General features: G+C 74.2%; 25 protein-coding genes. 12 read left to right on the forward strand and 13 right to left on the reverse strand.

Features of this window, described 5'->3' with window-relative positions:
• Nucleotides 1-15: 15 nt before the first annotated feature.
• Both ABZS66_RS12645 and ABZS66_RS12650 read right to left on the reverse strand, forming a co-directional pair.
• A complete protein-coding gene (locus ABZS66_RS12645) occupies nt 16-672 on the reverse strand; it encodes a response regulator transcription factor (RefSeq protein WP_354757245.1) in 657 nt (218 codons plus the stop codon).
• The gene (locus tag ABZS66_RS12650; protein ID WP_354757246.1) at nt 669-1,796 is read right to left on the reverse strand and encodes a histidine kinase; all 1,128 of its coding nucleotides are present in this window, start codon (nt 1,794-1,796) and stop codon (nt 669-671) included. The genes ABZS66_RS12645 and ABZS66_RS12650 overlap by 4 nt, the downstream gene beginning before the upstream one ends.
• Before the next feature lie 117 nt (nt 1,797-1,913).
• Between ABZS66_RS12650 and ABZS66_RS12655 the strand changes: the two genes are divergently transcribed.
• Nucleotides 1,914-2,768 carry a S41 family peptidase gene (locus ABZS66_RS12655; RefSeq protein ID WP_354757247.1) on the forward strand — a complete coding sequence of 285 codons (855 nt, stop codon included), beginning with the start codon at nt 1,914-1,916 and terminating at the stop codon, nt 2,766-2,768.
• A gap of 659 nt (nt 2,769-3,427) precedes the next feature.
• Here ABZS66_RS12655 and leuC read toward each other — a convergent pair.
• Genes leuC through ABZS66_RS12675 form a run of 4 tightly spaced genes read right to left on the reverse strand, consistent with a single transcriptional unit; the run spans nt 3,428 to nt 7,302 of the window.
• Nucleotides 3,428-4,795 carry a 3-isopropylmalate dehydratase large subunit gene (gene leuC, locus ABZS66_RS12660; RefSeq protein WP_354757248.1) on the reverse strand — a complete coding sequence of 456 codons (1,368 nt, stop codon included), beginning with the start codon at nt 4,793-4,795 and terminating at the stop codon, nt 3,428-3,430.
• On the reverse strand, nt 4,792-5,418 hold the full coding sequence (locus ABZS66_RS12665; protein WP_354757249.1) for an isochorismatase family protein: 627 nt from the start codon (nt 5,416-5,418) through the stop codon (nt 4,792-4,794). Before ABZS66_RS12665 ends, leuC begins: the two co-directional genes overlap by 4 nt.
• A gap of 40 nt (nt 5,419-5,458) precedes the next feature.
• Nucleotides 5,459-6,658, reverse strand: coding sequence for a CoA transferase (locus tag ABZS66_RS12670; protein ID WP_354757250.1), 1,200 nt, complete (start codon nt 6,656-6,658; stop codon nt 5,459-5,461).
• Nucleotides 6,655-7,302, reverse strand: coding sequence for a GntR family transcriptional regulator (locus tag ABZS66_RS12675; protein ID WP_354757251.1), 648 nt, complete (start codon nt 7,300-7,302; stop codon nt 6,655-6,657). Before ABZS66_RS12675 ends, ABZS66_RS12670 begins: the two co-directional genes overlap by 4 nt.
• A 55-nt stretch (nt 7,303-7,357) precedes the next feature.
• On the opposite strand from ABZS66_RS12675, the gene ABZS66_RS12680 reads away from it, so the two are divergent.
• A complete protein-coding gene (locus ABZS66_RS12680) occupies nt 7,358-8,269 on the forward strand; it encodes a hydroxymethylglutaryl-CoA lyase (RefSeq protein WP_354757252.1) in 912 nt (303 codons plus the stop codon).
• Nucleotides 8,270-8,285: 16 nt separating this feature from the next.
• Here ABZS66_RS12680 and ABZS66_RS12685 read toward each other — a convergent pair whose 3' ends face one another.
• Nucleotides 8,286-9,839: a CocE/NonD family hydrolase gene (locus tag ABZS66_RS12685; protein WP_354757253.1), complete on the reverse strand. Its 1,554-nt coding sequence runs from the start codon at nt 9,837-9,839 to the stop codon at nt 8,286-8,288.
• A 98-nt stretch (nt 9,840-9,937) separates the two neighbouring features.
• Between ABZS66_RS12685 and ABZS66_RS12690 the strand changes: the two genes are divergently transcribed.
• From ABZS66_RS12690 to ABZS66_RS12715, 6 genes are all read left to right on the forward strand, one after another.
• Entirely contained in the window at nt 9,938-10,501 is a 564-nt protein-coding gene (locus ABZS66_RS12690) for a helix-turn-helix domain-containing protein (protein ID WP_354757254.1), read from the forward strand.
• The gene (locus ABZS66_RS12695; protein WP_354757255.1) at nt 10,498-11,259 is read left to right on the forward strand and encodes a cyclase family protein; all 762 of its coding nucleotides are present in this window, start codon (nt 10,498-10,500) and stop codon (nt 11,257-11,259) included. The genes ABZS66_RS12690 and ABZS66_RS12695 overlap by 4 nt, the downstream gene beginning before the upstream one ends.
• A complete protein-coding gene (locus tag ABZS66_RS12700) occupies nt 11,256-12,857 on the forward strand; it encodes a thiamine pyrophosphate-binding protein (protein ID WP_354757256.1) in 1,602 nt (533 codons plus the stop codon). The genes ABZS66_RS12695 and ABZS66_RS12700 overlap by 4 nt, the downstream gene beginning before the upstream one ends.
• Nucleotides 12,858-12,916: 59 nt before the next feature.
• Nucleotides 12,917-13,873 carry a DUF1861 family protein gene (locus ABZS66_RS12705; RefSeq protein WP_354757257.1) on the forward strand — a complete coding sequence of 319 codons (957 nt, stop codon included), beginning with the start codon at nt 12,917-12,919 and terminating at the stop codon, nt 13,871-13,873.
• Nucleotides 13,874-13,919: 46 nt separating this feature from the next.
• On the forward strand, nt 13,920-16,745 hold the full coding sequence (locus tag ABZS66_RS12710; RefSeq protein WP_354757258.1) for an AAA family ATPase: 2,826 nt from the start codon (nt 13,920-13,922) through the stop codon (nt 16,743-16,745).
• A gap of 84 nt (nt 16,746-16,829) precedes the next feature.
• A complete protein-coding gene (locus tag ABZS66_RS12715; RefSeq protein ID WP_354757259.1) occupies nt 16,830-17,066 on the forward strand; it encodes a hypothetical protein in 237 nt (78 codons plus the stop codon).
• 101 nt (nt 17,067-17,167) lie between these two features.
• Here ABZS66_RS12715 and ABZS66_RS12720 read toward each other — a convergent pair whose 3' ends face one another.
• The 4 genes from ABZS66_RS12720 to ABZS66_RS12735 all read right to left on the reverse strand — a co-directional run bounded on the left by ABZS66_RS12720 (nt 17,168) and on the right by ABZS66_RS12735 (nt 20,938).
• Nucleotides 17,168-18,205, reverse strand: a complete 1,038-nt coding sequence (locus tag ABZS66_RS12720; protein WP_354757260.1) for a DUF4238 domain-containing protein — start codon at nt 18,203-18,205, stop codon at nt 17,168-17,170.
• 55 nt (nt 18,206-18,260) lie between these two features.
• Nucleotides 18,261-18,782: a hypothetical protein gene (locus ABZS66_RS12725; RefSeq protein ID WP_354757261.1), complete on the reverse strand. Its 522-nt coding sequence runs from the start codon at nt 18,780-18,782 to the stop codon at nt 18,261-18,263.
• Nucleotides 18,783-18,829: 47 nt separating this feature from the next.
• Nucleotides 18,830-20,230: a S28 family serine protease gene (locus ABZS66_RS12730; RefSeq protein ID WP_354757262.1), complete on the reverse strand. Its 1,401-nt coding sequence runs from the start codon at nt 20,228-20,230 to the stop codon at nt 18,830-18,832.
• 93 nt (nt 20,231-20,323) lie between these two features.
• Nucleotides 20,324-20,938 carry a hypothetical protein gene (locus tag ABZS66_RS12735; RefSeq protein WP_354757263.1) on the reverse strand — a complete coding sequence of 205 codons (615 nt, stop codon included), beginning with the start codon at nt 20,936-20,938 and terminating at the stop codon, nt 20,324-20,326.
• A gap of 27 nt (nt 20,939-20,965) precedes the next feature.
• On the opposite strand from ABZS66_RS12735, the gene ABZS66_RS12740 reads away from it, so the two are divergent.
• Entirely contained in the window at nt 20,966-21,271 is a 306-nt protein-coding gene (locus ABZS66_RS12740) for a GlsB/YeaQ/YmgE family stress response membrane protein (protein ID WP_354757264.1), read from the forward strand.
• Here ABZS66_RS12740 and ABZS66_RS12745 read toward each other — a convergent pair.
• Together ABZS66_RS12745 and ABZS66_RS12750 are read right to left on the reverse strand one after the other, a co-directional pair.
• Nucleotides 21,190-22,416: an MFS transporter gene (locus ABZS66_RS12745; protein ID WP_354757265.1), complete on the reverse strand. Its 1,227-nt coding sequence runs from the start codon at nt 22,414-22,416 to the stop codon at nt 21,190-21,192. The genes ABZS66_RS12740 and ABZS66_RS12745 overlap by 82 nt on opposite strands.
• A complete protein-coding gene (locus ABZS66_RS12750) occupies nt 22,413-22,961 on the reverse strand; it encodes a helix-turn-helix domain-containing protein (protein ID WP_354757266.1) in 549 nt (182 codons plus the stop codon). The genes ABZS66_RS12745 and ABZS66_RS12750 overlap by 4 nt, the downstream gene beginning before the upstream one ends.
• A gap of 100 nt (nt 22,962-23,061) precedes the next feature.
• Here ABZS66_RS12750 and ABZS66_RS12755 point away from each other — a divergent pair, with 100 nt between their 5' ends.
• Genes ABZS66_RS12755 through ABZS66_RS12765 form a run of 3 tightly spaced genes read left to right on the forward strand, consistent with a single transcriptional unit; the run spans nt 23,062 to nt 25,811 of the window.
• On the forward strand, nt 23,062-23,877 hold the full coding sequence (locus ABZS66_RS12755; protein WP_354757267.1) for a trypsin-like peptidase domain-containing protein: 816 nt from the start codon (nt 23,062-23,064) through the stop codon (nt 23,875-23,877).
• 23 nt (nt 23,878-23,900) lie between these two features.
• The gene (locus ABZS66_RS12760) at nt 23,901-24,890 is read left to right on the forward strand and encodes a MoxR family ATPase (protein ID WP_354757268.1); all 990 of its coding nucleotides are present in this window, start codon (nt 23,901-23,903) and stop codon (nt 24,888-24,890) included.
• 3 nt (nt 24,891-24,893) lie between these two features.
• Nucleotides 24,894-25,811 carry a DUF58 domain-containing protein gene (locus tag ABZS66_RS12765; RefSeq protein ID WP_354757269.1) on the forward strand — a complete coding sequence of 306 codons (918 nt, stop codon included), beginning with the start codon at nt 24,894-24,896 and terminating at the stop codon, nt 25,809-25,811.
• Nucleotides 25,812-25,890: the final 79 nt, after the last annotated feature.

A 25,890-nucleotide genomic window follows, 5' to 3' on the forward strand; every position in this document is an offset into this window, starting at 1 on the left:
AGTCAGACCCAGGGACTACTGCGGCCCCGCGAGACCCGTCTCATAGGCGTAGATGACGGCCTGGACCCGGTCCCTGAGGCTGAGCTTGGCCAGGATGCTGCCCACGTGGGTCTTCACCGTGTGCTCGGACACGCCGAGCCGCTCGGCGACCTCGGCGTTGCTCAGGCCGGCCGCGATGGCGGCGAGCACCTCGCGCTCGCGGGCGGTGACGCTCTCGTCGACCGGCCGGCGGGACGGCACCGGGACGGCCCGCACGAACTCGGTGACGAGCCGGCGGGTCGCGGCCGGGCTCAGCAGCGAGTCCCCGCCGGCGACGACCCGCACCGCGCGCAGCAGGTCGGCCCGCGGCGAGTCCTTGAGCAGGAAGCCGGACGCGCCGGCGCGCAGCGAGTCGAAGACGTACTCGTCCAGGTCGAACGTCGTGAGGATGATGACCCGGGCGCGCGGCGCGTGGCGGGTCACCTCGCGGGTCGCGGTGATGCCGTCCATGCGCGGCATCCTGATGTCCATGAGCACCACGTCGGCGTCGGTGTCGCGGGCCAGGGCGGCCACCTGGTCGCCGTCGGAGGCCTCGCCGACCACGCGCATGTCCGGCTGGGAGCCGATGAGCAGGCCCATGCCGACCCGGATCAGCTCCTCGTCGTCGGCGAGCACGACCCGGATGGGGTTCACCGCCCCAGCTTCAGCCGTACCGTCCACGTCCCGCCCTCCGCCCCGTACGACAGCGCGGCACCGACGCTCGCCGCCCGCTCCAGCATGCCCCGCAGTCCGTGCCCCAGCTCGGCCCGGCCGGCCCCCGCGGGGACGGGGTTGCGCACCTCGATCGTTAGCTCCTCCGCCCCGTCCCGGACGTCGACGGCGACCGGCCGGCCGGGGGCGTGTTTCAGCGCGTTGGTCAGCGACTCCTGCACGATACGGAACGCCGCCAGCCCGGCGGCGCCCGCGACCACCCGCGGCTGCGGCATGTCGAGCGTGACGTCGACGCCGGCCTGCCGCATGGTGTCGACCAGCTTCGGGATGTCGGCGGTGGTCGGCAGCGGCCGCAGCTCCTCGTCGTCGCCGGCCCGGACCGTGCCCAGCAGCCGCCGCAGGTCGGCGAGGGTCTCCCGCCCGGTGCGGGCGATGAGGTCGAACGCCTGCGTACCGCCCGCCGTCGCCCCCTCCGTCGCCGCGGCCCCGCCCTCGGCGAGGACCACCATCACGCCGACCGAGTGGCCGAGCAGGTCGTGCATCTCCCGGGCGATGAGGTTGCGCTCCTCGGCAACGGCCCGCGCCGCCTCGGCCCGTCTTCGGGCGCGCTCGGCGACCACGCGTCTTCGGTACTGCTGCAGGACCGCCCGCTGCGAACGGGTCAGGACGCCGGCCAGCCAGGCCACGAACACGACGAGCGTGAGGTTGAACGCCTCGAAGGGCTCCGAGTCATACGGCCGGGTCACGAACATCAGCGGCACCGCCAGCAGCGACGTGGCCAGGCAGACCAGCGACTGCCACACCCGCGCGTAGGCGGCGACGGCGTGGAGCGCGACCAGCGGCCCGATCGGCACCAGCGGGCTGGGCCAGCCGTTGAACCCGAACGCCAGCGCGAACGGGGCGATCGCCAGGTTCACCAGGAACGGCGCCCGCCGGCGGAAGGTGAGCGGCAGCGTCATGCCGGCCGCCGTCACGAATGCCCACGGGGTCACCACGCAGTCGCAGTCCGGCTCGTCGGCGGTCAGCGGCAGCACCGTCGCCGCGCAGGCGAGCACGGCGAGGAAGCCGTCGAGGGCCAGCGGCCACCGGGCCGCCCACCTGGTCATCCGGCGAACCCAGGCGTCGCGCATGCCGGACTGTAGCATCGCAGTTTCGCCATGGGCGCAGCATCGCGCACGGGCGTACCACGGCCGGTGGTACGCACCCGCCGTACCGTCAAACCCATGACGGACGAAGGCCCCACCCTCGCCGGTCTCGTGGCCCGGCTGACCGCCTGGCTCGACCGGCTCATGCCCACCGGCGCGCGGCAGGCCGCCCTGGTCGCCGCGCTCACCGCGCGGTTCGGCGCGGACCCGTCGCCGGTGACCGCGGAGGGCGTGGCCGCCGTCGAGGGCGAGGCCCGCCGCCACTCCCGCCACCTGGCCCTCCACCACGAACCGTCGGGCACCCTCCCGCCCCACACCGAGTCGCGCGGCTGGCCACCGCTCGATCCGGCCGTGGTGCGCGCCCGTGCCGCCCACGTGACAATGGTCGAGCGCCGCTCCGGCGGCGCCTGCGTCATCCGGCTGACCGACCTCGACCCGGTCGACCTGGCCGAGCCGTATGTCGAGGCCGCGTTCGCGCTCGCCGAGGGCGCCTCCCGCATCGTCCTGGACCTGCGCGACAACGGCGGCGGCGACCCGGGCACCGTCGCACTGATCTGCGGCCGATTGCTCGGCGTGACCGAGCTTTCCACGGTGGTGTACCGCGACCGCGAGCACCGCTGGACGACGCCCGCCGGCCGCTGGCTCCGCCAGCCGCTGGACGTCCTGGTCAGCCCACGCACCTTCTCGTCCGGCGAGGCACTGGCCTACCACCTCCAGTCCCGCGGCCGCGCCATGGTGCACGGCGAGACAACCCCGGGCGCGGCCGACCACATCACCCCGATCCGCCTGCTCCCGACGGTGCGCGCGGAGTTACCGGAGGCGTACGTGATCGACACCGTGACCGGCACCAACTGGGAGGGCGTAGGCGTCGTCCCCGACCTGCCCTGCCCGGAGACGGAGGCCCTGAACCGCGCCCTGGAGGCGGGCCGCTGAGGGCCGCCCGCCGCAGCTGCACTCCACCGCGCGACGCCCACACCTCGGCCCCGCGGCGCGGGAGGGGCGGCCGCAGCGCGGGTAGTTCGCGCGGCCATCCTCCACCGAGCCATAGCCGTAGCCGGGGCGCGGGTAGTTCGCGCGGCTACGCGGTCATTGCGCCCCTCCCCCACCGCGGTCCCGCGGCGCGGGAGGGGCGGCCGCAGGGCGGGTAGTTCGCGCGGCCATGCGGTCATTGCGCGATGCCCCTCGCCGTGGTCCCGCGGCGCGGGGCAGCTGCGCGCGGCCATGCCCCGCCGAGCCATAGCCGCGGCGTGGACAGCTCAAGCCGCCATGCCCCCCCGCGCCGTGCCCTCACTGGGCGCCGCCCGCGGGCATCGGGGCCGCCCGCACACGCCGAGACTTCGTCGTGTGCGGACGATGCCGCAACGCCACCGAGCCGTCGTCGCGGTGATGGCCGCCCCCGCTTGTCGCCGTCTCGCCGTGTCCGTTGCGCCGCCTCCGCTGGGCTTCGCGGAGTGGGCTTCCATGATCGTGGGAAACTTCTGGCTGCTATGACGACCAGATCGTTCCCACGATCATGGGGCGGCGCGGGGATTGCCGGGCGTGGAGTGGGCGGTCCGGCCATCGCGGGTGCGCTAGTCGTGGGAAGCAGGGGGTCAGGGGAGGTCGGACGGGGACGTCAGGCGGCCGGTCACTGCCGTGGCCGCCGCCACCGGCGGGGAGACCAGGTGGGTGCGGGCGCCCGGGCCCTGGCGGCCCTCGAAGTTGCGGTTCGACGTCGAGGCGCTGCGGCGGCCCGGGGGCAGGCGGTCGGCGTTCAACCCGACGCACATCGAGCAGCCCGAGTTGCGCCACTCGGCGCCCGCCGCCTCGAAGACCGCGGCCAGGCCCTCGCGTTCGGCCTGTTCGCGGACGCGCATCGAGCCGGGGACGATCAGCATCGTGACGCCGTCCGCGAGGCGGCGGCCGCGCAGGACCGCGGCGGCCGCTCGCAGGTCCTCGATGCGGCCGTTCGTGCACGAGCCCACGAAGACCGTGTCGACGGGGACGTCGCGCATCGGGGTGCCGGGGGTCAGGCCCATGTAGCGCAGGGCCGACTCGGCCGCCGCGCGGGCCAGCGGGTCGGTGAAAGCGTCGGGGTGCGGGACCGTGGCGGTGATCGGGACGGCCTGCGCCGGTGTGGTGCCCCAGGTGACGTACGGGCGCACCGCGGAGCCGTCGATCGTCACGGTGCGGTCGAACGTCGCGCCGGGGTCGGTTCGGAGCGAGCGCCAGGTGTCCGGCACCGCGGGCGGGGACGGGGTGGCCGCCAGGTAGGCGAACGTGACCTCGTCGGGGGCGATCATGCCGGCCCGGGCGCCGAACTCGATCGACATGTTGCACAGGGTCATCCGGCCCTCCATGGAGAGGGCCGTGACGGCGCTGCCGCGGTACTCGACCGCGTGGCCGATCCCGCCGCCGACGCCGACCTCGGCGATGACGGCCAGGATCAGGTCCTTCGCCGTGACGTCCGGGGGCGGCGTGCCGGTGATCTCGACCGCCATCGTGCGCGGGCGGTACTGCCACAGCGTCTGTGTCGCCAGGACGTGCTCGACCTCGGTGGTGCCGATGCCGAACGCGAGGGCGCCGAAGGCACCGTGGGTCGACGTGTGGGAGTCGCCGCACACGATCGTCGTGCCGGGGCGGGTCAGGCCCAGCTGCGGCGCGACCACGTGGACGATGCCCTGGTCGGGGTCGCCGAGGGAGTGCAGGCGGATGCCGAAGTCGGCGCAGTTGCGGCGCAGGACCGAGACCTGTTCGATGACGTCGAGGAGCGGGCCGGTCGTCGGGACCGCGTGGTCCTCCAGGGCGAGGGTCAGGTCGGGGCGGCGGACCCCGCGGCCGGCCGCCCGCAGGCCGTCGAACGCCTGCGGGGAGGACACCTCGTGGAGCAGGTGGAGGTCGCAGTACAGCAGGTCGGGCTCGCCGGGCGCCGACCGCACCACGTGGGCGCGCCAGACCTTGTCGAACAGCGTCGAGGTCACCGCGCCAGCCGCTCGACGACCGCGGCCTCGTCCCAGACCTCGGCGTACTTCGCGGCCAGGTCGAACAGGTTGGCCTCGTGCGGGCGCGGGTCGCGGTCGCCGACGGCCTGGCGGACCACGATCGGCACGTAGCCGTGGGAGATCGCGTCGACGGCGGTCGCGCGCACGCAGCCGCTCGTGCTGACGCCGCACAGCACCACCGTGTCGACGCGGAGGGCGGCGAGCGTGGCGCTCAGGGACGTGCCGAAGAAGGCGCTCGCGTACTGCTTGGCGATGACCAGGTCGCCCGGCCGGGGCGCGATCTCCGGCATGATCTCGCCGAGGTCGCCGCCCTCGCCGGCGACGAAGCTGCGCAGCGCGCCGACCTTGCGGAAGAACAGGCCGCCGTCGACCCCGCCGGGGCCGTACTCGACCCGGGTGTAGATGACGGGCACGCCGCCGTGGCGGGCCGCCGCCAGGACCCGCCCGGTGGCGTCGAGGCAGTCGCGGCTGCCCATGTACAGGTCGGCGCCGGGCTTGAAGTACGCCCGCACCATGTCGATGACGAGCACCGCGGGCGACTCGCCCCACTCGAGGTGGCCGCCGAAGCCCGCGGCCGCGTAGTCATCGTCGAGCTCGCTCATGCACCCTCCGCTTCGCTCCGGAACCGCTCATGCGCCCTCCTCAGATCACGCCGGCGCCGGTGAGCCGGCCCAGCTCGTCGTCGCCGAGCCCGAGCAGGCCCCGGTACACGTCGTCGTTGTCGGCGCCGAGCGCCGGGCCGGTGGACCGCACCTCGCCCGGCGACGCGGACAGCTTCGGGAACACGTTCTGCATGGAGATCTCGCCGACGGCGGGGTCGGTGAGCGTCACGATCGCCTGCCGGGCCGCGAAGTGCGGGTCGGCGAACATGTCCTTCGCCTTGTAGATGCGCCCGGCCGGGACGCCCGCCTCGTGCAGCACGGCGAGCAGGTCGTCGGCCTTCAGCCCGGCCGTCCAGGCCGCGATGACCGCGTCGAGCTCCTCCATGTGCTCGCCCCGGCTGCTGTGGGTGTGGTACCGCGGGTCGGCCGCCAGCCCGGGCTGCCCCATGACGCCGGCGAGGCGCCCGAACACGCTGTCCTGGTTGGCCGCGATGAGCACACTGTCGCCGTCGGCGGTCGGGTAGACGTTGCTGGGCGAGACGTTCGGCAGCACCGGCCCGGTCCGCTCCCGCTGGTAGCCGGCGACCTGCCACTCGGGCAGCAGCGACTCCATCATGGCGAGCACCGACTCGTAGATGGCCGCGTCGACGACCTGGCCGCGGCCCGACTGCTTGCGCTCGTGCAGGGCGACGAGCGTGCCGATGGTGGCGTACATGGCCGCGAGCGAGTCGCCGAGCGAGATGCCGGCCCGCGACGGCGGCTGGCCGGGCGAGCCGGTGACGTACCGGATGCCGCCCATCGCCTCGCCGATCGAGCCGAACCCGGCCTGCTTCGCGTAGGGGCCGGTCTGGCCGAAGCCGGTGACCCGCGTGACGATCAGCCCCGGGTTGCGCTTCCACAGCTCCTCGGGGGCCAGGCCCCAGCGCTCCAGGGTGCCCGGCCGGAAGTTCTCGAGCAGCACGTCGGACTGCGCGACGAGCCGCCGGACCAGGTCCTGGCCCTCGGCGGTGCGCAGGTCGCAGGTGACGGAGCGCTTGTTGCGGGCCACGACGGGCCACCACAGCGACTGCCCGTACGGCTTCTCCCGGCCCCACTGCCGCATCGGGTCGCCGCGCTTCGGGTCCTCGATCTTGATGATCTCGGCGCCGAAGTCGCCGAGCAGCTGGCCGCAGAACGGGCCGGCGAGCAGCGAGCCGAGCTCGACGACGCGGACGTCGCGCAGGGGCAGCGGGCGGGTCATGCATTCTCCTCGATGTTCCGGGGGCCGAGCAGCGACGCCCGCGCCGACAGCAGGTGCGCGCGCATCACGGCCTCGGCCCAGTCGCCGTCGCGGGCGCGCAGGGCGGCGACGATCTCCAGGTGGTGGTTGACGCTGCGGCGGTGCGCCGCCTCGTCGAACGCGTGCAGGGTGCGCATGAGGACGGAGGCGTGGACCAGGTGCGCGACCGTGGCGGCGACCACCGGGCTGCCGGCCAGCCCGTTGAGCGTCGCGTGGTAGTCGGCGTTGAGGCGGTACACCTCCTCCAGGCGACCGGCCTCGGAGTGCTCCTTGAGCTCGGTCGCGATGGCGTCGAGCCGGTCGATGTCCGCGGCCGAGGCGGTCGTGGCGGCGGACCGGGCGGCCAGCCCCTCGAGGCGCGCGCGGATCTCGAAGATGTGGTCGAGGTCCTCCCGCGGGTACTCGACCACGCGGGCGCCCTTGTTGGTGGTGAGCTCGACCAGCCCCTCGGCCGAGAGCCGGCGCAGTGCCTCGCGGACCGGGGTGCGGCTCACGCCGAGCTTCTCGGCGAGGTCCACCTCGCCGAGCCGCTCCCCGGGCGCGTACTCCCCGCCGAGGATCCGCTCCCGCAGCTGCTCCACCGCGCGTTCGCTGGCCGCCGTCATGTTGTATACATCTAGCCCATAGGCGCCGCCGGGGCAAGGGTGCTAGAACACCACCATGTCCGTTGAGATCGTTGAGGTGGGCCCCCGCGACGGCCTGCAGAACGAGCAGGCCCTCGTGAGCACCGCGGCGAAGATTGCATACATCGAGGCGCTCGTGGCCGCCGGCGCGCGGCGGATCGAGGCGACCAGCTTCGTCCACCCGAAGCGGGTGCCGCAGATGGCCGACGCCGAGGCGGTCATGGACGGGGTGCCCCGCGTCGCCGGGGTCAGCTACATCGGGCTGGTCGTCAACGCCCGCGGGCTGGAGCGGGCGCTCGCCGCCGGGGTCGACGAGGTCAACGCCGTGATCGTGGCCACCGAGACGTTCAGCCTGCGCAACCAGGGCATGTCGGTCGGCGCGGCGGTGCGCTCGTTCGCCGCGATCAGCGCCGGCGCGCACGCGGACGGCCGGCGGGTCACCGCGACGATCGGGGCGAGCTTCGGCTGCCCGTTCGAGGGCGAGGTCGGCCCGGGCGCGGTCGCCGAGCTGGCCCGGCAGTGCGCCGACGCGGGCGCCGACGAGATCGCCCTGGCCGACACGATCGGCGTGGGCGTCCCGGCCGACGTCGACCGGCTCGTCGACGCGGTCCGCGCGGTGACCGGCCTGCCGCTGCGGTTCCACTTCCACAACACGCGCAACACCGGCTACGCCAACGCGCTGCGGGCCGTCGAGCGCGGCGCCGCGGCCCTGGACAGCAGCGCCGGCGGGATCGGCGGCTGCCCGTTCGCCCCGGCGGCGACCGGGAACATCGCCACCGAGGACCTCGCCTACGGCCTGCGCCGCTCGGGCGTCGCCTCCGGCCTGGACCACGACGGCATCGTGACCGCGGCCGCGATCGTCGGGCGGGAGCTCGGCATCACGCTGCCGGCCCTGCTCGGCCGAGCCGGCGACTTCCCCGGGGTGGTGGCGGCGCGCCCGGGGCCCTGACGCGCCGCCCTGGGCGTCACCGCACCGGCACGTCCACATAGGACCCGCCGGCGACGGTGACGGTGCTGCCGGACGCGTTCGCGTCGTAGTACAGCGGATCCGTCGTGTCGACGACGAGCGTCAGCGAGTGCCCGGCCGGCAGGTCGTAGGCCGTGGCCGAGAGCGACACGTCCACCGACCGGCTGCCGCCGGCCGTGCCGAGCCAGGTCACGGGGGCGTGGGTGATGAGCTTGGCGTTGCCGAGCAGGTCGAGGTCGTAGAGGTACGCGACCAGCGTGCCCTGGGCCGCGGTTCCCGTGAGATTCAGGTGTACCGAGGGGATCCCGCGGATCCGCAACGCGCTCGACGGCCGCTCGGCCGCCCAGACGCCGGCCCGCAGCCGGTCCACGGCCGGCAGCCAGATCTGCGGCTGCTGCCCGGTGAACGCGCCGACCCCGTTGGTGAGCAGCACGACCCCGCCGCCGGCGACGGTGTCGAGGTCGCCGGGGAGGGTCTTGCTCCAGCCGGTGCTGGGCGCGCCGCCGAGCAGGCCGGTGCCGTCCCACCAGCGGATCTGGCCCAGCCCGTACCGCCGGCTGGTCACCGACGGCCAGGACGGGTACGCCTCGGCGGCGGCGTTGAGCGGGGTGAGCTGGACGGCGGGCTCGCCGGCGATGCCGGTGTCGACGCCGCCGAGGTACTGGTCGAACCACCGGCGGACGCTGGTCCACACCGCGTTGTCCAGCCCGATGATGCCGGTCAGCTCGGCGATCGCGTGGTCGCCGGGGCGCAGTTCCAGGCGCTTCGGGGTGGTCAGCCGGCCGAAGAGGTCGACGAGCTGGTTCGGCGGGAAGAACGAGTCGCCCCACGCGTTGGCGATGAGCACCGCGGGACGGTTGGCGTTGATCGCGTCGAGGTACGTGGCCGGCGAGCGCACCCGCGCCCAGGCCTTCACCTCGTCGACGTTGCGGTTGGCGTTGAAGTCGGCGAGCTTGCCCGACAGGTCGGTGCCGGGGTTGCCGAGCAGGTCGGCGGCCAGGCCCAGCAGCCCGGCCGACTGCTGGTGGCGGGTGTTGTCGCCGTAGAGCGAGTACACCAGGTCGGTCCAGCCGCTCATCATGGCGACCACCCGGATCCGGCGGTCGGCGGCCGCGCCGAGCAGGCTGATCCCGGCGCCGTACGAGACGCCGGCCGCCCCGATGCGGGCCGGGTCGGTGGCGGTGTTCGCGATCGTCCAGTCGATGACGCGGGACAGGTCGGCGAGGTCGCGCGGCCCGGCGGTGTCGATCTCGCCGCCGGACGACCACCAGCCGCGCGGCGTGTAGGAGACGACGACGTAGCCGCGCTGGGCGAACGCGGTGGCCTGGGCGAGGTACTCCAGGTCGTTGAGCCCCCAGCTGGACGGGAACACGATCGCGGGGTAGCGGCCGGCGGCGGCCGGCGCGACGACGTTGGCCTTGAGCGTGACGCCGTCGCCCTGGATGTCGACGAACCGGACGGGGGTGGTGGCCGCCGCGCTCGCCGGCAGCGCGGGTCCGGTGAGGCCGGCCAGCACGGCGACGACGAGCACGGCGAGCAGGCGGAGACGCATGCGGTACCTCCTCGTGGCGGGTGGCGGCAGCGTAGGAGTGGGTACCGAGAATTTGAAGTTCGTGACATTCTCATTACCGGCGGGTAACATGCTGGGTCGTGCTGTACGGAGCCCGGACGCCGCGGCGTCGCGACGCGCAGCGCAACCGCGCAGCCATCGTCGAGGCCGCGAGCGAGCTGATGATGACCCGGCCGGACGCCATTCCGATGCCGGAGATCGCCCGGCGCGCCGGCGTCGGCCAGGCCACGCTCTACCGGCACTTCCCGGACCGTTCGGCGCTCGCCGACGCCGTCGTCGACCACCAGCTCGACCGGCTGGAGCAGGCGGTCACCGACGACTTCCGGTACCTGCTCGGCGAGGTGCTGCGCACGCAGGTCGCGATGCGGCCGCTGGTCGCGCTGGTGCGCCGGTTCGACCAGGCGACGCGGGAGCGGTACCTGCGGCGGGTGGTCACCGCGCTGGCCGGTCCGCTGCGCCGCGCGCAGGCGGGCGGCCGGGTCCGCCCCGACCTCGTCCCGGGCGACCTCATGCTGCTGTTCACGATGCTGGCCGACGTGACCGAGGAGCACGCCGAGCGCTCGATCGCGCTGCTCCTCGACGGCGTTTTCACCCCGGACGGTGCATTGACCCCGGATGGCGGTGGATCTACGGTCGCCGCATGACTGTGCTGTCCGACCTCGTGAAGGCGCTGTCCTCCGGAGCGATCGAGGTCGTCGACCTGACCGCGCCGCTGTCGCCGTCCACGCCGATCCTCACCCTGCCGGAGCAGTTCGGGCAGACCTGGCGCTTCTCGCTCGACGAGATCAGCCGCTACGACGAGCGCGGCCCCGCCTGGTACTGGAACAACTTCACCACCGGCGAGCACACCGGCACCCACTTCGACGCCCCGATCCACTGGGTCACCGGCAAGGACGGCGCCGACGTCTCGCAGGTGCCGGTCAACCGGCTCGTCGCACCGGCCGCGGTCATCGACTGCACGGCCGAGGCGGCCGCCGACCCCGACTTCCTGCTCGAGGTCGACCACATCAAGGCCTGGGAGGCGGCCAACGGACCGCTCCCCGCGGGCGGCTGGCTGCTGTACCGCACCGGCTGGGACGCCCGCAGCGCCGACGAGGCCGCGTTCGCCAACGGCGGCCGCACCCCCGGCATCTCGGTCGAGTGCGCGAAGTGGATCGCCGAGGAGGCGCCGGTGCAGGGCGTCGGCGTCGAGACCGTCGGAACGGACGCCGGTGCGGCGCACTCGTTCGACCCGCCGTTCCCGTGCCACGCGCACCTGCTCGGCAACGACAAGTACGGCCTGACGCAGCTGCAGAACGTGGCGCTCCTGCCGGCGACCGGCGCCGTCATCATCGCCGGCCCGCTGCCGATCGTCAGCGGCTCCGGCAGCCCGTGCCGGGTGCTGGCCCTCGTCGAGAAGTGAACGTCGCCGAGGCGGTCGCCCGCATCCTGGTCGCCTGCGGGGCCGACCACGCCTTCGGGCTGATCGGCTCCGGCAACTTCCACGTCACCAACGCGTTCGTCGCGGCCGGCGGGCGGTTCACGCCGGCCGTGCACGAGGGCGGCGCCGCCAGCATGGCCGACGGCTGGGCCCGCACCACCGGCCGGCCCGCGGTGCTCACCGTGCACCAGGGCCCGGGCGTCACCAACGCGTTCACCGGCATCGCCGAGGCCGCCAAGAGCCGCACGCCGCTGATCGTCCTCGCGCCCGAGGCGACCAACCCGCGCTCCAACTTCCACCTCGACCTGCCCGCGCTGGCCGCCGCGGTCGGCGCCGGCTTCATCCGGGTCTCCTCGGCGGCGGACGTCGTCGCCGCCCTGCGCGAGGAGCGCACGGTCGTGCTGGGGCTGCCGCTCGACGTCCAGACCGCGGAGGCGCCCGGCGGGGCGTCGATACCGCCCGCGCCCCCGAAGCCGGCGCCCGCGGTGGACGCGGCGCCGCTGGCGGCGGCACTGCGGGTGGCCCGGCGGCCGGTGTTCATCGCCGGCCGCGGCGCGACCCGCAGCCACGGCGCCCGGGACGCGCTCGTCGCCCTCGCCGGCCACCGCGGCGCGCTGCTGGCGACCTCGGCCGCGGCGAAGGGCCTGTTCGCCGGGGAGCCGTGGAGCCTCGACGTGTCGGGCGGGTTCGCCACCCCGCTCGCCGCCGAGCTGATCGGCGGCTCCGACCTGGTGGTCGCGTTCGGCAGCACGCTGAACATGTGGACGACCCGGCACGGCCGCCTCATCGACCCCGCCGCGGTCGTCGCCCAGGTCGACACCGACCCGGCCGCGCTCGGCGTGAACCGCCCGGTCGACGTGGGCGTCGCCGGTGACGTGGCGACCGTGGCCCGCTCCTGCCTGGAGCTCCTCGACGAGGCGCCGGGCTGGCGCGGCCCCGCGCTGCTGCAGCGGATCGCCGCCGAGGGCGCCTGGCGGTCGGTGGCCTACACCGACGAGAGCGGCGCCGGCCGGATCGACCCGCGCACGCTCAGCATCGCGCTGGACGACCTGCTGCCCGCGCAGCGCACCGTGGTCATCGACTCCGGCAACTTCATGGGCTACCCGTCGATGTTCCTGTCCGTGCCGGACCGGGCCGGGTTCCTGTTCACCCAGGCGTTCCAGTCGGTCGGCCTCGGGCTGGCCGGCGCGCTCGGCGCCGCGGTGGCCCGGCCCGACCGGCTCACCGTGGCCGCGCTCGGCGACGGCGGGTTCCTCATGTCGGCCGCCGAGCTGGCCACCGCCGCGGCGCTGGGCGCGCCGCTGCTGGTCGTGGTCTACGACGACGCCGCGTACGGCGCCGAGGTGCACCACTTCGGCCCCGACGGCCACCCGCTCGACCTGGTGCGGCTGCCCGACCGCGACCTGGCCGCGATCGGCCGCGGCTACGGCTGCGCCGGCGTCACCGTGCGCACCCGCGACGACCTCGCCCCGGTCGCCGAGTGGCTGGCCGGCGACCGTGCCCGCCCGCTCGTGGTCGACGCCAAGGTCACCGCGGAGCGGGGCGCGTGGTGGCTGGAGGAGGCGTTCCGCGGGCACTGAGGGTGACCTGCCGGGCGATGGCCGCCCGCCGGACCCGTCGCGTCCGGCACTCTGGGAGCATGCGTTACGACGAGCTGGTCGCCGCCTTCGAGCGGCGGCCCGACCGGCCCGCGACCCGGCTCGTGCGGCTGCCCGGCCTCGACGGGAAGCTGCAGTACAACCCCTGCCGCATCGCCGACGGGGACCGGACCCTCCTCGCGGTGCGGGTCGAGTCCCCCGGCAGCTACTGGCGGGACGCCGCGTCGTGGGATCCGGAGGTCCGGTTCTTCGAGCCGGACGGCGACGGCTGGCGGCCGGTTGCCGATGCTCCGGTGTTCGCCGCGTCCGAGGACCCGTTCGCCGCCTGGATGCGCGACCGGGCCGGGCGCCGGCGGCTCGTCTTCGGCGTGGTCACGCTCGACCACGGGGCGGAGCCGCCGCGGGCCGTCACCCGCTTCTACGCCGCCGACGGTGTCGCCTCCCTCGAACCGGCCGCGCCGTTCCTGGAGGTGGCCGGCATGAAGGACATCCGGCTCCTGCAACGCGACGCCGACGTGGTCGTGTGCGGGCGGCCGCAGGGCGGCCGGGCCGGCATCGGCCGGATCAGCGTGGCCGTCACCGACTCGTACGAGAGCGTCACGCCCGAGCTCATCGCCGCCGCGCACGTCTTCGCCGACCAGGTCCACCCGGAGACCAAGCTCGGCGTCAACGAGCTGCACGACCTCGGCGACGGCACGGTCGGCGCGCTCGGGCACGTCGCGGTCGGGCAGGAGGGATCGACGCAGCGGTACTGCGCGGCCTGGTGGACGATCGACCCGCAGCGCCTGACCGCGACCGACCCGGTGGTCGTGGCGACCCGGTCCAGCTTCCCGCCGGCGCCGGCCAAGTTCGACTGGCTGGAGGACGTCGTGTTCCCCGGCTCGCTGACCCGGTTGCCAGACGGCCGCCTCCACGTGGTGTGCGGCCTCGGCGACGCCGTGGTGGCCGAGGCAACGCTGGAGCCGTCGGCGATCCACCCGCCGCTGGCCGTCGTCTGACCCGTCGCGTCGGCCGGAGCTGATCACAGGGTGTACGTTCGGCGGCGTGACGCTACGCGGGCGGCAGACCGAGTGTGACCAGCTCGAACGGCTGCTCAAGGACGTGCGGGCCGGGCAGAGCCGCGTCCTGGTCCTGCGCGGCGAGGCCGGGATCGGCAAGTCGGCTCTGCTCGGGCGGCTCGTCGAACTGGCCGCCGGGTGCACCGTCGTGCGCACGACCGGGGTCGAGCCGGAGACCGAGCTCGCCTACTCCGGCCTGCACCAGCTCTGCGCGCCCCTGCTGGAGCACCGGGCGCGCCTGCCCGAGCCGCAGCGCGAGTCGCTCGAGCAGGCGTTCGGCCTGCGCGGCGGCGACGCGCCCGACGGGTTCCGCATCGGGCTCGCCGTCCTCGGGCTGCTCGCCGAGGCGGCCGCCGAGCGCCCGCTCGTCTGCGCCGTCGACGACGCCCAGTGGCTCGACCCCATGTCGGAGCTCATCCTGACGTTCGTCGCGCGGCGGCTCGGGGCCGAGTCCGTCGCGCTCGTGTTCGCCGCGCGCCCCGCCGCCACCCTGCGCGACCTGCCCTCGCTGCCGGTCGAGGGGCTCGCCGACGCCGACGCGCGGGCCCTGCTCGACACCGCGCTCACCGCGCCGCTCGACCCGCACGTCCGCGACCGGATCGTCGCCGAGACCCGCGGCAACCCGCTGGCCCTGCTGGAGCTGCCGCGCGGCCTCGGCCCGGCCGAGCTCGCGTTCGGCTTCGGCGCGGCCGCCGCGGCGCCCCTCGCCGGGCGGATCGAGCAGGGCTTCCAGCGCCGGATCGAGCCGCTGCCGGCCGACACGCGGCGGCTGCTGCTCGCCGCGGCCGTCGAGCCGGTCGGCGACGTCACCCTGCTCTGGCGGGCTCTCGACCGGCTCGGGGTGCCGCCCGGCGCGCAGGCCCCCGCCGAGGCGGCCGGCCTGGTCGAGTTCGGCCCGCGGGTCCGGTTCCGCCACCCGCTCGTACGCTCCGCCGCCTGGCGCGGCGCCGACCCGGCCGAGCTGCGCGCCGTCCACGCGGCCCTGGCCCACGCGACCGCCCCGGCCGACCCCGACCGCCGGGCGTGGCACCGGGCGCACGCCGCCGCCGGACCCGACGAGGACGTCGCCGCCGAGCTGGAGCAGTCCGCCGGCCGGGCCCTCGACCGGGGCGGGCGGGTCGCCGCCGCGGCCTTCCTCGAACGGGCGGCCGAGCTCACCGCCGACCCGGCCCGCCGGGCCGCCCGCACGCTGGGCGCGGCCCGCGCCCGGTTCGCGGCCGGCCGGCACACCCAGGTGCCCGACCTGCTCGCCGCGGCCGAACTCGGCCCCCTCGACGAGCCGCAGCGGGCCTCGGTCGACCATCTGCGGGCGCGGCTGGCGTTCGCCCGGGGCCGCAACCGCGAGTCCGCGGCCCTGCTGCTGGCCGCCGCCCGCCGCCTCGCGCCGTCCGACCCGTCGGCGGCGCTCGAGACCCGCCTGGAGGCGCTGGGCGCGGCGATCTTCGCGGGCCGCCCGTCCGGCGCGGCGATCGACACCGGTCACACTCCCGGCGCGGGGACCTACGCGGGCCGCTCGTCCGGCGCGGCGATCGACGCCGGCCAGACTCCCGGCGCGGCCCTGCCCGCCGGCCACCCTCCCGGCGCGGCGCTCGTCGCCGGTCACCCATCCGGCACGACCGCCGCCGGCCGGGACAGTGGGACCGCCGAAGCCGCCAGGGCCGTCCGGGGCGACGGGCCCCTCGCGGACGGGCTGGCCGCGTGGTGCCTCGACGGGTACCCCGCCGCCGTCGCGCCGCTCACCGCGGCCCTGACCGACGCCGACCCGCGGTGGCTGTGGCTCACCGCCCCGGTCGCCGTCGAACTGTGGGACGACACGGCCTGGCTGCGCCTCACCGCGCAGGCCGTGGCCGCGGCCCGCGCGGCCGGCAACCTCGCCGCCCTCCCCGACGCGCTCGCCGAGCACGCCGCCGCCCTGCTCCACACCGGCGACCTCGCCGCCGCCGCGGCCCTGCTCGACGAGGCCGACGGGTTCAGCGACGCGATCGGCGCGCGGCCGGTCCCGGTGACGGCCCTCTGGCTGGCCGCCTGGCGCGGACAGGACCTGCCCGCGCTCGACCTGGCCGAACGCGTCGCCAAGGAGGGCCACGCCCGCGCCGAGGGCCGCCTCACCGGCCACGCCGACCAGGCGACCGCGCTGCTGCACAACGGCCTCGGCCGCTACCCGGCGGCCCTCGACGCCGCGCGTCGTGCCGCCGGGGCCGCCGGGCCCGACGACCTCGGCCTGGCCGCCGGTGCGCTGGGGGAACTGGCGGAGGCGGCCTGCCGTACCGGCGAAACCCGATCGGCGAAGGAGGCGGCCGCGCGCATCGGCGAACGCGCCCGGGCGGCCGGCACCGACTGGGCGCTCGGCGCCGCCGCGCTGGCCCGCGCCCTCACCACCGACGCCGAGACCGACTACCGCGAGGCGATCGAGCGCCTGGACGCCACCCGCGGGAGCCTGACGGCGGCACGAGCGCGGCTGCTGTACGGCGAGTGGCTGCGCCGCGACCACCGCCGGACCGCCGCCCGGGACCAGCTCCGCGCCGCCCACTCGGTGTTCGCAGCGGTCGGCGCGCTGGGTTTCGCCGAGCGGTCCCGCCGCGAGCTGGCCGCGACCGGCGAGAAGGTCGTGCGCCCGGCCGACCCGGGCCGGCCGGTGCTGACGCCGCAGGAGACGCAGATCGCCCGGCTCGCCGCGGACGGCCACACCAACCCGGAGATCGGCGCCGAGCTGTTCCTGAGCGCCCGCACGGTCGAGTGGCACCTGCGCAAGGTGTTCACGAAACTGGGGGTCGGATCCCGCAAGGAGCTACGCGCCGCGCTGTCAGGGTAGCGCCGGGGTCACGGCCCGGATGCGCGCCGGGGTCGCCGCTTCGTACCGTGAGTGCAGGGTGCAGCAATCCCGGGGAGGTGCGAGATGCCCGACACGATGGTGATCCGGGCCGAGGCGCTCTTCGCTTCGAGCCTGCAACACTCGGCCTGCCCGGCCGACGACCTGATCCGGCGCGCGGTCGCCGAAACCCTGGTCCGCCTGGGCACGGCCGGCTGCGCGGCCAGCGTCGCGGGCGAGTTCGGCGACCACCCGGAGGTGGCGGTCTCCCGGATGCGCTGGGCGCTGGCCACGGTCCGGGGCGTCTACGCCCTGGCCGCCTGACGACCGGGCGGACCACGACCGTGCTGACCGTGGCGTCACCCAGACGGTGATGTCGGCGAGGTCGCCTGCAGACGCCGTTCATCGGCGACCATCCCGTGGCATCAGTCCCTGGCTGCGGTGTGGCTTGCCTGTGGCGTCGCCGTTGGTGACGGCACAGATCGGCCACGTTCATCGGCGCGGCGGCGTGCGGCTCGTCGCACCGCGTCATCGAGACGGCTGCCGGGCCGAAAGTAGACGTGTCGTTGTGCGGCACGGACCTGAAGGTCGTTCAACTCGTCAACGAGTTGCTCCGGGATGACTCCGAAATCGTCTTTCGGTCCGAGAGAGGCGATGAGCCCAGGAGCGAGCGGCAGCACGATCCGATGAGCGTCGCCGAGCGCGACTCCGCCGGTAGGCCCGATGCCCTCGCGGTCGAACCTGACAGCGAGGGCGGGGGTGTCGCCGATGAGGAACTCGCCGGCGGCGGGTCGGGCGATCTCGAGGCCGGCATCGTTCGCGAAGCGTCTGGCCTCCGCGAACAGGTCTTCGATCCGGACACGTAGCAATGCACCCGAGTCAAACAACGCGTCCATCGGCCGCAGGAGCTCGTCGGCCATTGCTTCGAGCGCCTGTCGGCCGCGGGGCGGCGCGTACAGCCCGTAGCGCTTGTAGAAAGCCCACTCCAGCATTTGTTCGTTGTCAAGCCATTGGACGCGAGCCTGTCCCCGAACGGCGGTCCAGGCATCCTCGTGCATCGTCAACGTCTGGTGACTTCTCACGAAGTGCAGCGCGATTGCGTCGCGGATGACCTGGGCCAGATCGGGGTATCGGAAGAGTGACCTGTCGGCTGCAGCCCGAATCGCTGCGGGCAGCTGGTTCTCGGTCCGTTGCCACAGCAATTCGGCAGACTTGGAAGCGTAGCGCAGGAAGTCGGGAACGTATCCGCTGCGGCTGGTTCCAGCAGCACGGGCCGGCGCGGCCGGGAAGTCGAGGTTCATGCTGGCCAGCAACTGTCCTGGGCGGCCCGGCCAAACATCCGTGAACTCACGCAGAATCGCTTGAGAAACCACGTGCTGAAGTCGGATGTTGTCAGTCGCCTCTCCGGCGAGTTCGCCGAGACGGGTCCAGATGTCGGCCGGCCTCTGGCGAGGTGGCGTCACACTCTTATGTTCGCAGGTCTGGCAACCCAGAAATGCAACGGAATCGCCGGGCGTGTCACGAGCGCAGTTCGCGGTCGGGGAAGCCGTCCGGGATCGCCTCCTCGATGCCCACCGCCTCCCAGAACGGGTCGAAGGGGACCATCAGCTCCGTCAGATGGTGGTGGGCCGTCGTCGCAGTGCGGCCCGCTGCCGCCACCGCCGCGACCTCCACGCCGTACAGAGCGGCGACCGCCGTCCAGGCCGACGGGTCGTTGCGGGACGCCGGGGTCTCGCCGGACGGGCCGACGTCGACGTGCTGGACGGCGTGGCCCGTAGCGTCCAGGACCAGGTGTTCGACGCCCTCCGAGCTGTGGTCCAGCGAGATCGACGCCCGGCGGAAGCCGCCCGCCGCGGTCACCGCAGGGGCCAGCCACTCGTTGCCGAACTCGGCGAAGAGGGTCACCCGGGTGCCGCCGCCCGGGGCCGGGCGGATCCAGGCCTGGACCGGGCGGACCGGGTCGCGGGTCGCGAGTGCGGCCAGGAACGGGTCCGGGTCGCCGTCGAGGTCCACGATGGCCAGGCCGGAGTAGGTCGACATGCGACCGCAGTGTAGGGGTCCCCGGCGGGCCGGGAACCCCCCTCCGGCTACCGGGTGAAGCGGCGGTCCAGGGCGAGGTCGTGGTCGTCGAGCGACGGGACGTACGACGGGCCGGCGAACGACGTCACCGCGGCAACGCCCGCCCAGCGGCGCAGGGCGGCCGTGGCCGTCGCCGACTCCGCCGGGGTCAGCAGGGCGATGTTGGCGCCGTGGTTGGCGCCCGCGGCGACGTATGACAGCGAGTCGCGCGTGCCGCGGCCCAGGCGGAACGGCTCGGCGCCCCACGGGTCGTTCTGGCCGTACACGAACAGCAGCTGCCGGCCGGCCAGCCGCACCCACAGGTCGATGTCGTCCATCGCGAACGGCTGGAAGCGGGGCACGATCGAGCGTGGGATGTAGGACTGGGCGCGGTCCTGGCCGCGGTACCGCTGGAGCCTCGCCAGGTGCGGCAGGGTGATCTCCGGGTAGCCCAGCTGGAACGACGCCTGGAAGTAGTACGGGATGAACGGCTCGATGCCCTGGTCGGTGTTCGAGTCGAGCCCGTAGATCAGGTCCAGCCACTCCCAGATGGCGTCGCTGGACGCGGTCGCGGGCGGCACGTCGACGCAGTCGGCGGCGAGGCTGTACTGCCAGAACGCCCACGTCGTCCCGTTGACCATGAACTCGAAGGCCCGGTCGGCGCTGCCCGTGATCGTGAACGTGCGGCCGTTGGCCGCCGCCCACGCCTGGTAGCGGGCGACCAGCTCGGAGCGCCGGCGCAGCGCCTCGACCTGCACCGCGTCGAGCGCGGCCCGGCATTCGGCGGTGCCGACCCGGGTGAAGAACCGGTCGTACGCCGAGTCCTCACTGTTGACGACGTCCTGCGGCGCCACGTAGGCGACCGTCCCGTCGACGTCGCCGGGGTAGAACCGCCGGTGGTACACCGACGTCATGCCGCCCTTCGAGGCGCCGGTCGAGAGCCACTTCTGGGCGTAGATCGGCTTCAATGCGGCCACGATCCGGTGGTGGTCGGTCGCGGCCTGCCAGATCGTGAGCTCGTCGTCCCAGTCCGGCGGCGCCGGCCGCGACGGGGTGAAGAAGCGCTGCTCGACCGAGATCTGGTTGCCGTCGACCAGCCGGGTCGGCTCGGAGCGGAACGCGAACTCCGGCACGTTGTACCCCGTGGTGTGCAGCACGGTCGGCCGGTCGGTGCCGCGGTGCAGCAGCGTGAACCGCTGCTGGAAGGTGCCGGCCCGCGGGTGGCGGTGGTCGTTCGGCTGGGTGAAGCCGAGGATGAAGAACCGGTAGGGCGCCACCACCGGCTGCTCCTCCAGCACCGTCAGGCCCGGCACGGCCCGCAGCTGCTCGAGGATGTCGGGCTCGGCCGCCGCGGCGGGGCTCGTGACCCCGGTGACCGCGCCGGCCAGCCCGACGGCGATCGACAACAGCGCGTGTCTCATGCGCAGCATGTACTGCCTCCACATCGATCAATTCCGCTGTATCGATGACCCTATCGGCTGGTGGAGGCTGGTGGAGGCGAGCGACCCTAGCCCAGACCCGCGTCAGAGGCGCAATGCCCCGGCGACCGCGTCCGTCAGCTCGTCCGGCGTCAGCGAGCCGTCGACCTCGATCGCCTGCAGCCGGTGCGACGCGGTCTCGGCCCGCAGGCGCTCGGTGAACATCCGGTCGCGCTCCAGCAGGTTGGCGAGGGCGCGCTCCGGGTCGCTGGTGCGCCCGGCGATCTGCCACAGCGAGCCGCGGTGCTCGAACGCTGCCCGGCGGAACTCGGGGGTCGGCAGGAGCCACACTGCCCGGTGCGGCTCGGTGAGCAGCGGCCGCACCAGCGACGGGAGCAGCCGGAAGCCCTCGGCGACGACCGGCTCCGGCGACCCGCGCAGGTCGGACTCGACGAATTGGAAGCCTTCGCCCCGGTACCAGTGAAAGGTCTCGAACATGGTCCGAGGCGTGCGCAGGAGCCAGCGCTCGTCCATGCTCATGGCCGCGAACCGGGCCAGGCAGGGGCAGTCGGCCGGCGGGCAGCGCCGGGCGTGGTCGGGCATCACGTCGTCGGTCGCGTACAGCCGCAGCCCGAACCGGGCGGCGAGCGCCCGGGCGACCGTCGACTTCCCGCCGCCGCTGCCGCCGCCGATCCAGAGCACGTGTCGCACCCGACCCATCTTGCGCCGCCGTCGCACAATGCGGCTGTGGACCTCCAGGACTACTTGGCCGCCGTCATCTTCGGCGCGGTGATCGGCATCGTGGCACGGGTCGTGCTGCCCGGCCGGCAGAACATCGGGATCATCCTGACCGTCCTCATCGGCATGGGCGCGGCCGTGGCCGGCACCTGGGCCGCGGACCGCTGGGACATCCACAGCGACAAGTTTCTCGTGGTGCGCGGGCACAGCTACGACTGGCTCGTGATCGGCGTTCAGGTCGGTATCGCGGTGGTCGGGGTCGCCGTGGCGGCGTTGCTCGCCAAGGCGTTCTCGACCGACGACGATGACGACTGACGGCCCCGGCGCATGAACCAGGCCAGCAGGCCGGCGGCGACGTACAGGCCGGCCTGCACCTCCAGCACCGGCATGACGCCGAGCCGGTCGCCGAGCAGGCCGGCGGCGAGCATGCCGACGCCGCTCGCGCCCTCGTAGACCGCGCCGAAGAGGCCGAAGGCCCGGCCGCGGGCCTGCTCGCCGGCCTCCCGCTGCAGGAAGCTCACCAGGCCGGTCACCATCACCAGGCCCGGCACGCCGGTCAGCACGAACAGCACGACGTAGAGCGGCAGCGCGGTCGTGACGACCGGGCCGTTCCACACCGCGAACGACAACAGCCCGAAGGCGCCGGCCCCGGCCGCGATCAGCACGGCCGGGCCCGGGGTGCGGCGCAGGGTCGCGAGCAGGACCCCGGCGGCGATCGCGCCGACCGCCTGGACCCCGCGCAGCAGGCCGGTCTCGGTCGCGCCGCCGCCCAGCTCGCGGGCGACCCACACGACGAACAGCACGACGAAGATGCCCTGGGCGACCCCGGCCAGCGCGGCGACCACGAACGCGACCTTCACCCGGCCGAGCGGCCCGCGGCCGCCGGCGGCGGGCCGCGCGGGGGCGGGCCGGGCGGCGATGCCAGCAATGAGGGCGGCCGCGGTGAGGAACGTGACCAGGTCGGCGATCACGATCACGCGCAGGTCGCCGACGGCGAGCAGCAGCCCGCCGAGCGGCCCGCCGGCGAGCCGGCCGAGGTTCTGGTTGAGCCCGACGAGCGCGTTGGCCGAGACCAGCTCCCCGTCCGGGACCAGCGCCGGCAGCAGCGCGTTCTTGGCCGGCCCGAACAGCGTGACGAGCGCGGCCTCGACGGCGATGACCGCGTAGAGGACCGGCAGCGCGCTGCTCACGAGCAGCGGCAGGAGCGCGGCGGCCTGGGCGAGGATGACGGCGACGAGCAGCCGGCGGCGGTCGACCCGGTCGGCGAGGCGGCCGGCGACCGGGCCCAGCAGGACCGCGGGGCCTAGTTCGACGAGGAACGCGAACGCGGTCTGCAGGGTCGACTGCGTCCTTTGGTACACCAGGATCGGCAGCGCGACGAGGAGCAGCCAGTCGCCGGTGTCGGAGATCAGGCCGGCGAGCCACAGCCGGCGGAAGTCACGGTGACGCAGTGCGGTCATGCGGCGCTCCCGGGGAATCCGTGGAAGTAGAGGTGGACCTGCGCGGCGTCAGCCGGCGCGTCGTCGCGGGTGGGGGCGATGTACGGCCGGATCAGCGCGTCGATCCGTTCGCCCAGCTCGGTGAGCTCGTCCGGGGTGAGCCGGAGGGTGTACGTCCCGTGCTGGCCCGCGTCGCGCCAGCGCGCCGGCACCTGGTCGCGGCGGGCCATGTACTCGGCGAGCAGCCGCTGGTCGCGCTGGATCGCCACGGCCGACACGACCATCGCCTGCTCGTCGTCCGGCGGTAGCGCGAAACCGGTGATGAGGGCCCGCCACGGACGCTCCCGCCCGTCGTCGGACTCGACCGGCGCGACGAGGCCGGCCTTGGCGAGGGCCCGCAGGTGGTAGCTGCAGTTGGACGGGGTGTCGCCGACCGCCCGGGCGCACTGCGAGGCCGTCGCCGGGCCGTTCGACATGAGATGGGTGAGTACCTCGTACCGCACCGGATGCGCCAGCACGCGCATGGCGCCCGGTTCGGTGATCGTGCGACGCGCCTCGCGACCCATCCAGCCTCCTCGGTACCCCAAACTCTGAAAGTATCTTTCAGAAGCATACTCCCAGATTCGAGTTCACCGAACTCACAGGAATCACGGTTATGTTGAACGCATGGCAACCCTCGACGGGCCGGCCGCACCCGACCAGCAGGGCCCTCAACCGGCTCGCATCCGGCGGTGGCTGCCGATCCTGGGTGTCGCGGTGGCCCTCGTGGTCACCGCGACCATCGCGTTCCGGCTCGGTTCGAGCGACGACGAGCCCGCCGCGCGACCCTCGGCGAAGGCCTCGCCGAGCGCCACCGCGCCCCCGACGATCGCCCAGATCTACGCGGCGGTCGCCCCGTCCGTCGTCACCATCACCGCCGTCGAGGGCACCACCGCCGTCGCGACCGGCACCGGCGTGATCGCCAGCGAGTCCGGCGCGATCCTCACCGCCAACCACGTGGTCGCCGGCGCCGGCGCCGTCCAGGTCACGTTCGTCGACGGCACCCGGGTCGCGGCCCAGGTCGTGCAGGCCGACCCGGAGATGGACATCGCCGTGCTGGCCCCGGCCGGGCTGCCCGAGGTCCTGGTGCCGGCGGTGATCGGCAACTCCGACCGGATCGCCGTCGGCAACACCGTGGTCGCCGTCGGCAACCAGCTGGGCCTGACCAGCAGCGCGACCTCCGGTGTCATCTCCGGGCTCGACCGCACCGCCCGCAGCGAGAACGGCACCGAGCTCAAGGGGCTCATCCAGTTCGACGCGGCGGTCAACCCCGGCAGCTCCGGCGGGCCGCTCGTCAACGCCAAGGGCGAGACGATCGGCATCGTCGTCGCCCTCGCCAACCCCACCGAGGCCGGCACGTTCGTCGGCATCGGTTTCGCCGTGCCGATCGGCGCGGCCCTCGCCGGCGGCACCGGCCCCGGCGAGGACGCACCTCAGCAGTGACGAGACCCGTGAAGGACGCACGCATGGACGTAACAGACAACGGCCACCGGCCCACGGGCCCCGTCGAGCAGGTCCTGTACGAGGTCAAGAAGACCATCGTCGGGCAGGACGCGCTGCTGGAGCGGCTCATGGTGGCCCTGCTCTCGCGGGGGCACATCCTCGTCGAGGGCGTGCCCGGCCTGGCCAAGACGCTCGCCGTGAAGGCGCTCGCCCACGCCATCGGCGGCGACTTCCACCGCGTGCAGTTCACCCCCGACCTCGTCCCCGCCGACATCGTCGGCACCCGGGTCTACCACCAGGCCAGCGGCGAGTTCCAGGTCTCGCTCGGGCCGGTGTTCACCAACCTGCTGCTCGCCGACGAGATCAACCGGGCGCCGGCCAAGGTGCAGAGCGCGCTGCTGGAGGTCATGCAGGAGCAGCAGGTGACGATCGGCCGGGAGACCCACCACATCCCGCGCCCGTTCCTGGTGATGGCCACCCAGAACCCGATCGAGTCCGAGGGCACCTATCCGCTGCCCGAGGCGCAGGTCGACCGGTTCATGATGAAGGTCCTGGTCGGCTACCCGAGCCCGACCGAGGAGTTCGTGATCGTCGAGCGGGCCATCGCGCCGGCGCCGATCACCCAGGCCATCGTCGACCCGCGCCGGCTCATCGAGATGCAGTCGCAGGTCGAGCAGGTCTACGTCGACCCCGCGCTGATCGAGTACTCGGTCCGCCTGGCCAACGCCACCCGCAACCCGGCCGAGGTCGGTCTCGGGGAGCTTCAGCGGTACCTCAGCTTCGGCGCCAGCCCCCGCGCCTCCATCAACCTCGTCCTCGCCGCCCGGGCCATGGCCTACCTCCGGGGCCGCGACTACGTGCTGGTGAGCGACCTGGCCGAGCTCGCCCTCGACGTGTTCCGGCACCGGCTGGTGCTGTCCTACGAGGCCCTCTCCGACGACGTCACCGCCGACCAGATCCTCAACCGGGTCCTGCACGCGCTGCCGGTGCCCACTCCCGTCGCAGCCGGCTGAGCCGTGGCCACCGCACCCGACCGCCTGCTGCGACGCCTGGAGTGGCAGGTGATCCGCCGCCTCGACGGACGCCTCCAGGGTTCGTACCGCACGGTCTTCCGGGGCAGCGGGATCGACTTCGCCGACCTGCGGGAGTACACGGCGGAGGACGACGTCCGGCACATCGACTGGAACGTGACGGCCCGGCTGGACGAGCCCTACGTGCGCCAGTACACCGAGGACCGTGAGGTCACCGCCTGGCTGGTGCTCGACCTCTCGGCGTCGATGCGCTTCGGCGGCGCCGAGCGGGGCAAGGACTCGGTGCTCACCGAGCTGGCCGTGACCCTGGCCCGGCTGTTCACCCTCGGCGGCAACCGGGTCGGCGCGATCCTCTACGACAACCGGGTGCAGCGGATGGTGCCGCCGCGGGGCGGCCGCAACCACGTGCTGCACCTCGCCGGCGAGATCACCCGCACCGCCGCCCGCGCCGCCGAACTGGCACAGGCCCGGCGCGGGAAGAGGGACACGGACACCACCGACCTCGACGCGATGCTGCGGCTGGCCGCCGCGACCGCCCGCCGCCGCGGCGTGGTGTTCGTGGTGTCCGACTTCCTCGGCGACGCGACCTGGGAGGCTTCCCTCGGGCGGCTCACCATGCGGCACGAGGTGGTCGCGATCCGGATCGTCGACCCGATGGAGCTCGACCTGCCCGACCTCGGGCTGGTCGTGGTCGAGGACGCCGAGACCGGCGAGCAGGTGCTCGTCGACACCAGCGACCCGCTGTTCCAGGAGCGCCTGCGGGCCGGCGTCGACGAGCGCGAGGCCGCCGTCGCCGCCGCGATGCAGCGGGCCGGTGTGACCGCCCACCTGGTCGGCACCGACCAGGACCCGCTGCAGGCCCTCGTCGCGATGGTCCGCCGGACGAAGGCGAGGCGCGCATGAGCGGTTCCGGAGCGAAGCGGAGGAGGCCGCTCATCATGGGCTCAGCTTCAGCGTCCGGCGGCCCGAGCGGAGCGGAGGA

This window comes from Dactylosporangium sp. NPDC005572, from assembly GCF_040605515.1.
Lineage (GTDB): Bacteria > Actinomycetota > Actinomycetes > Mycobacteriales > Micromonosporaceae > Dactylosporangium.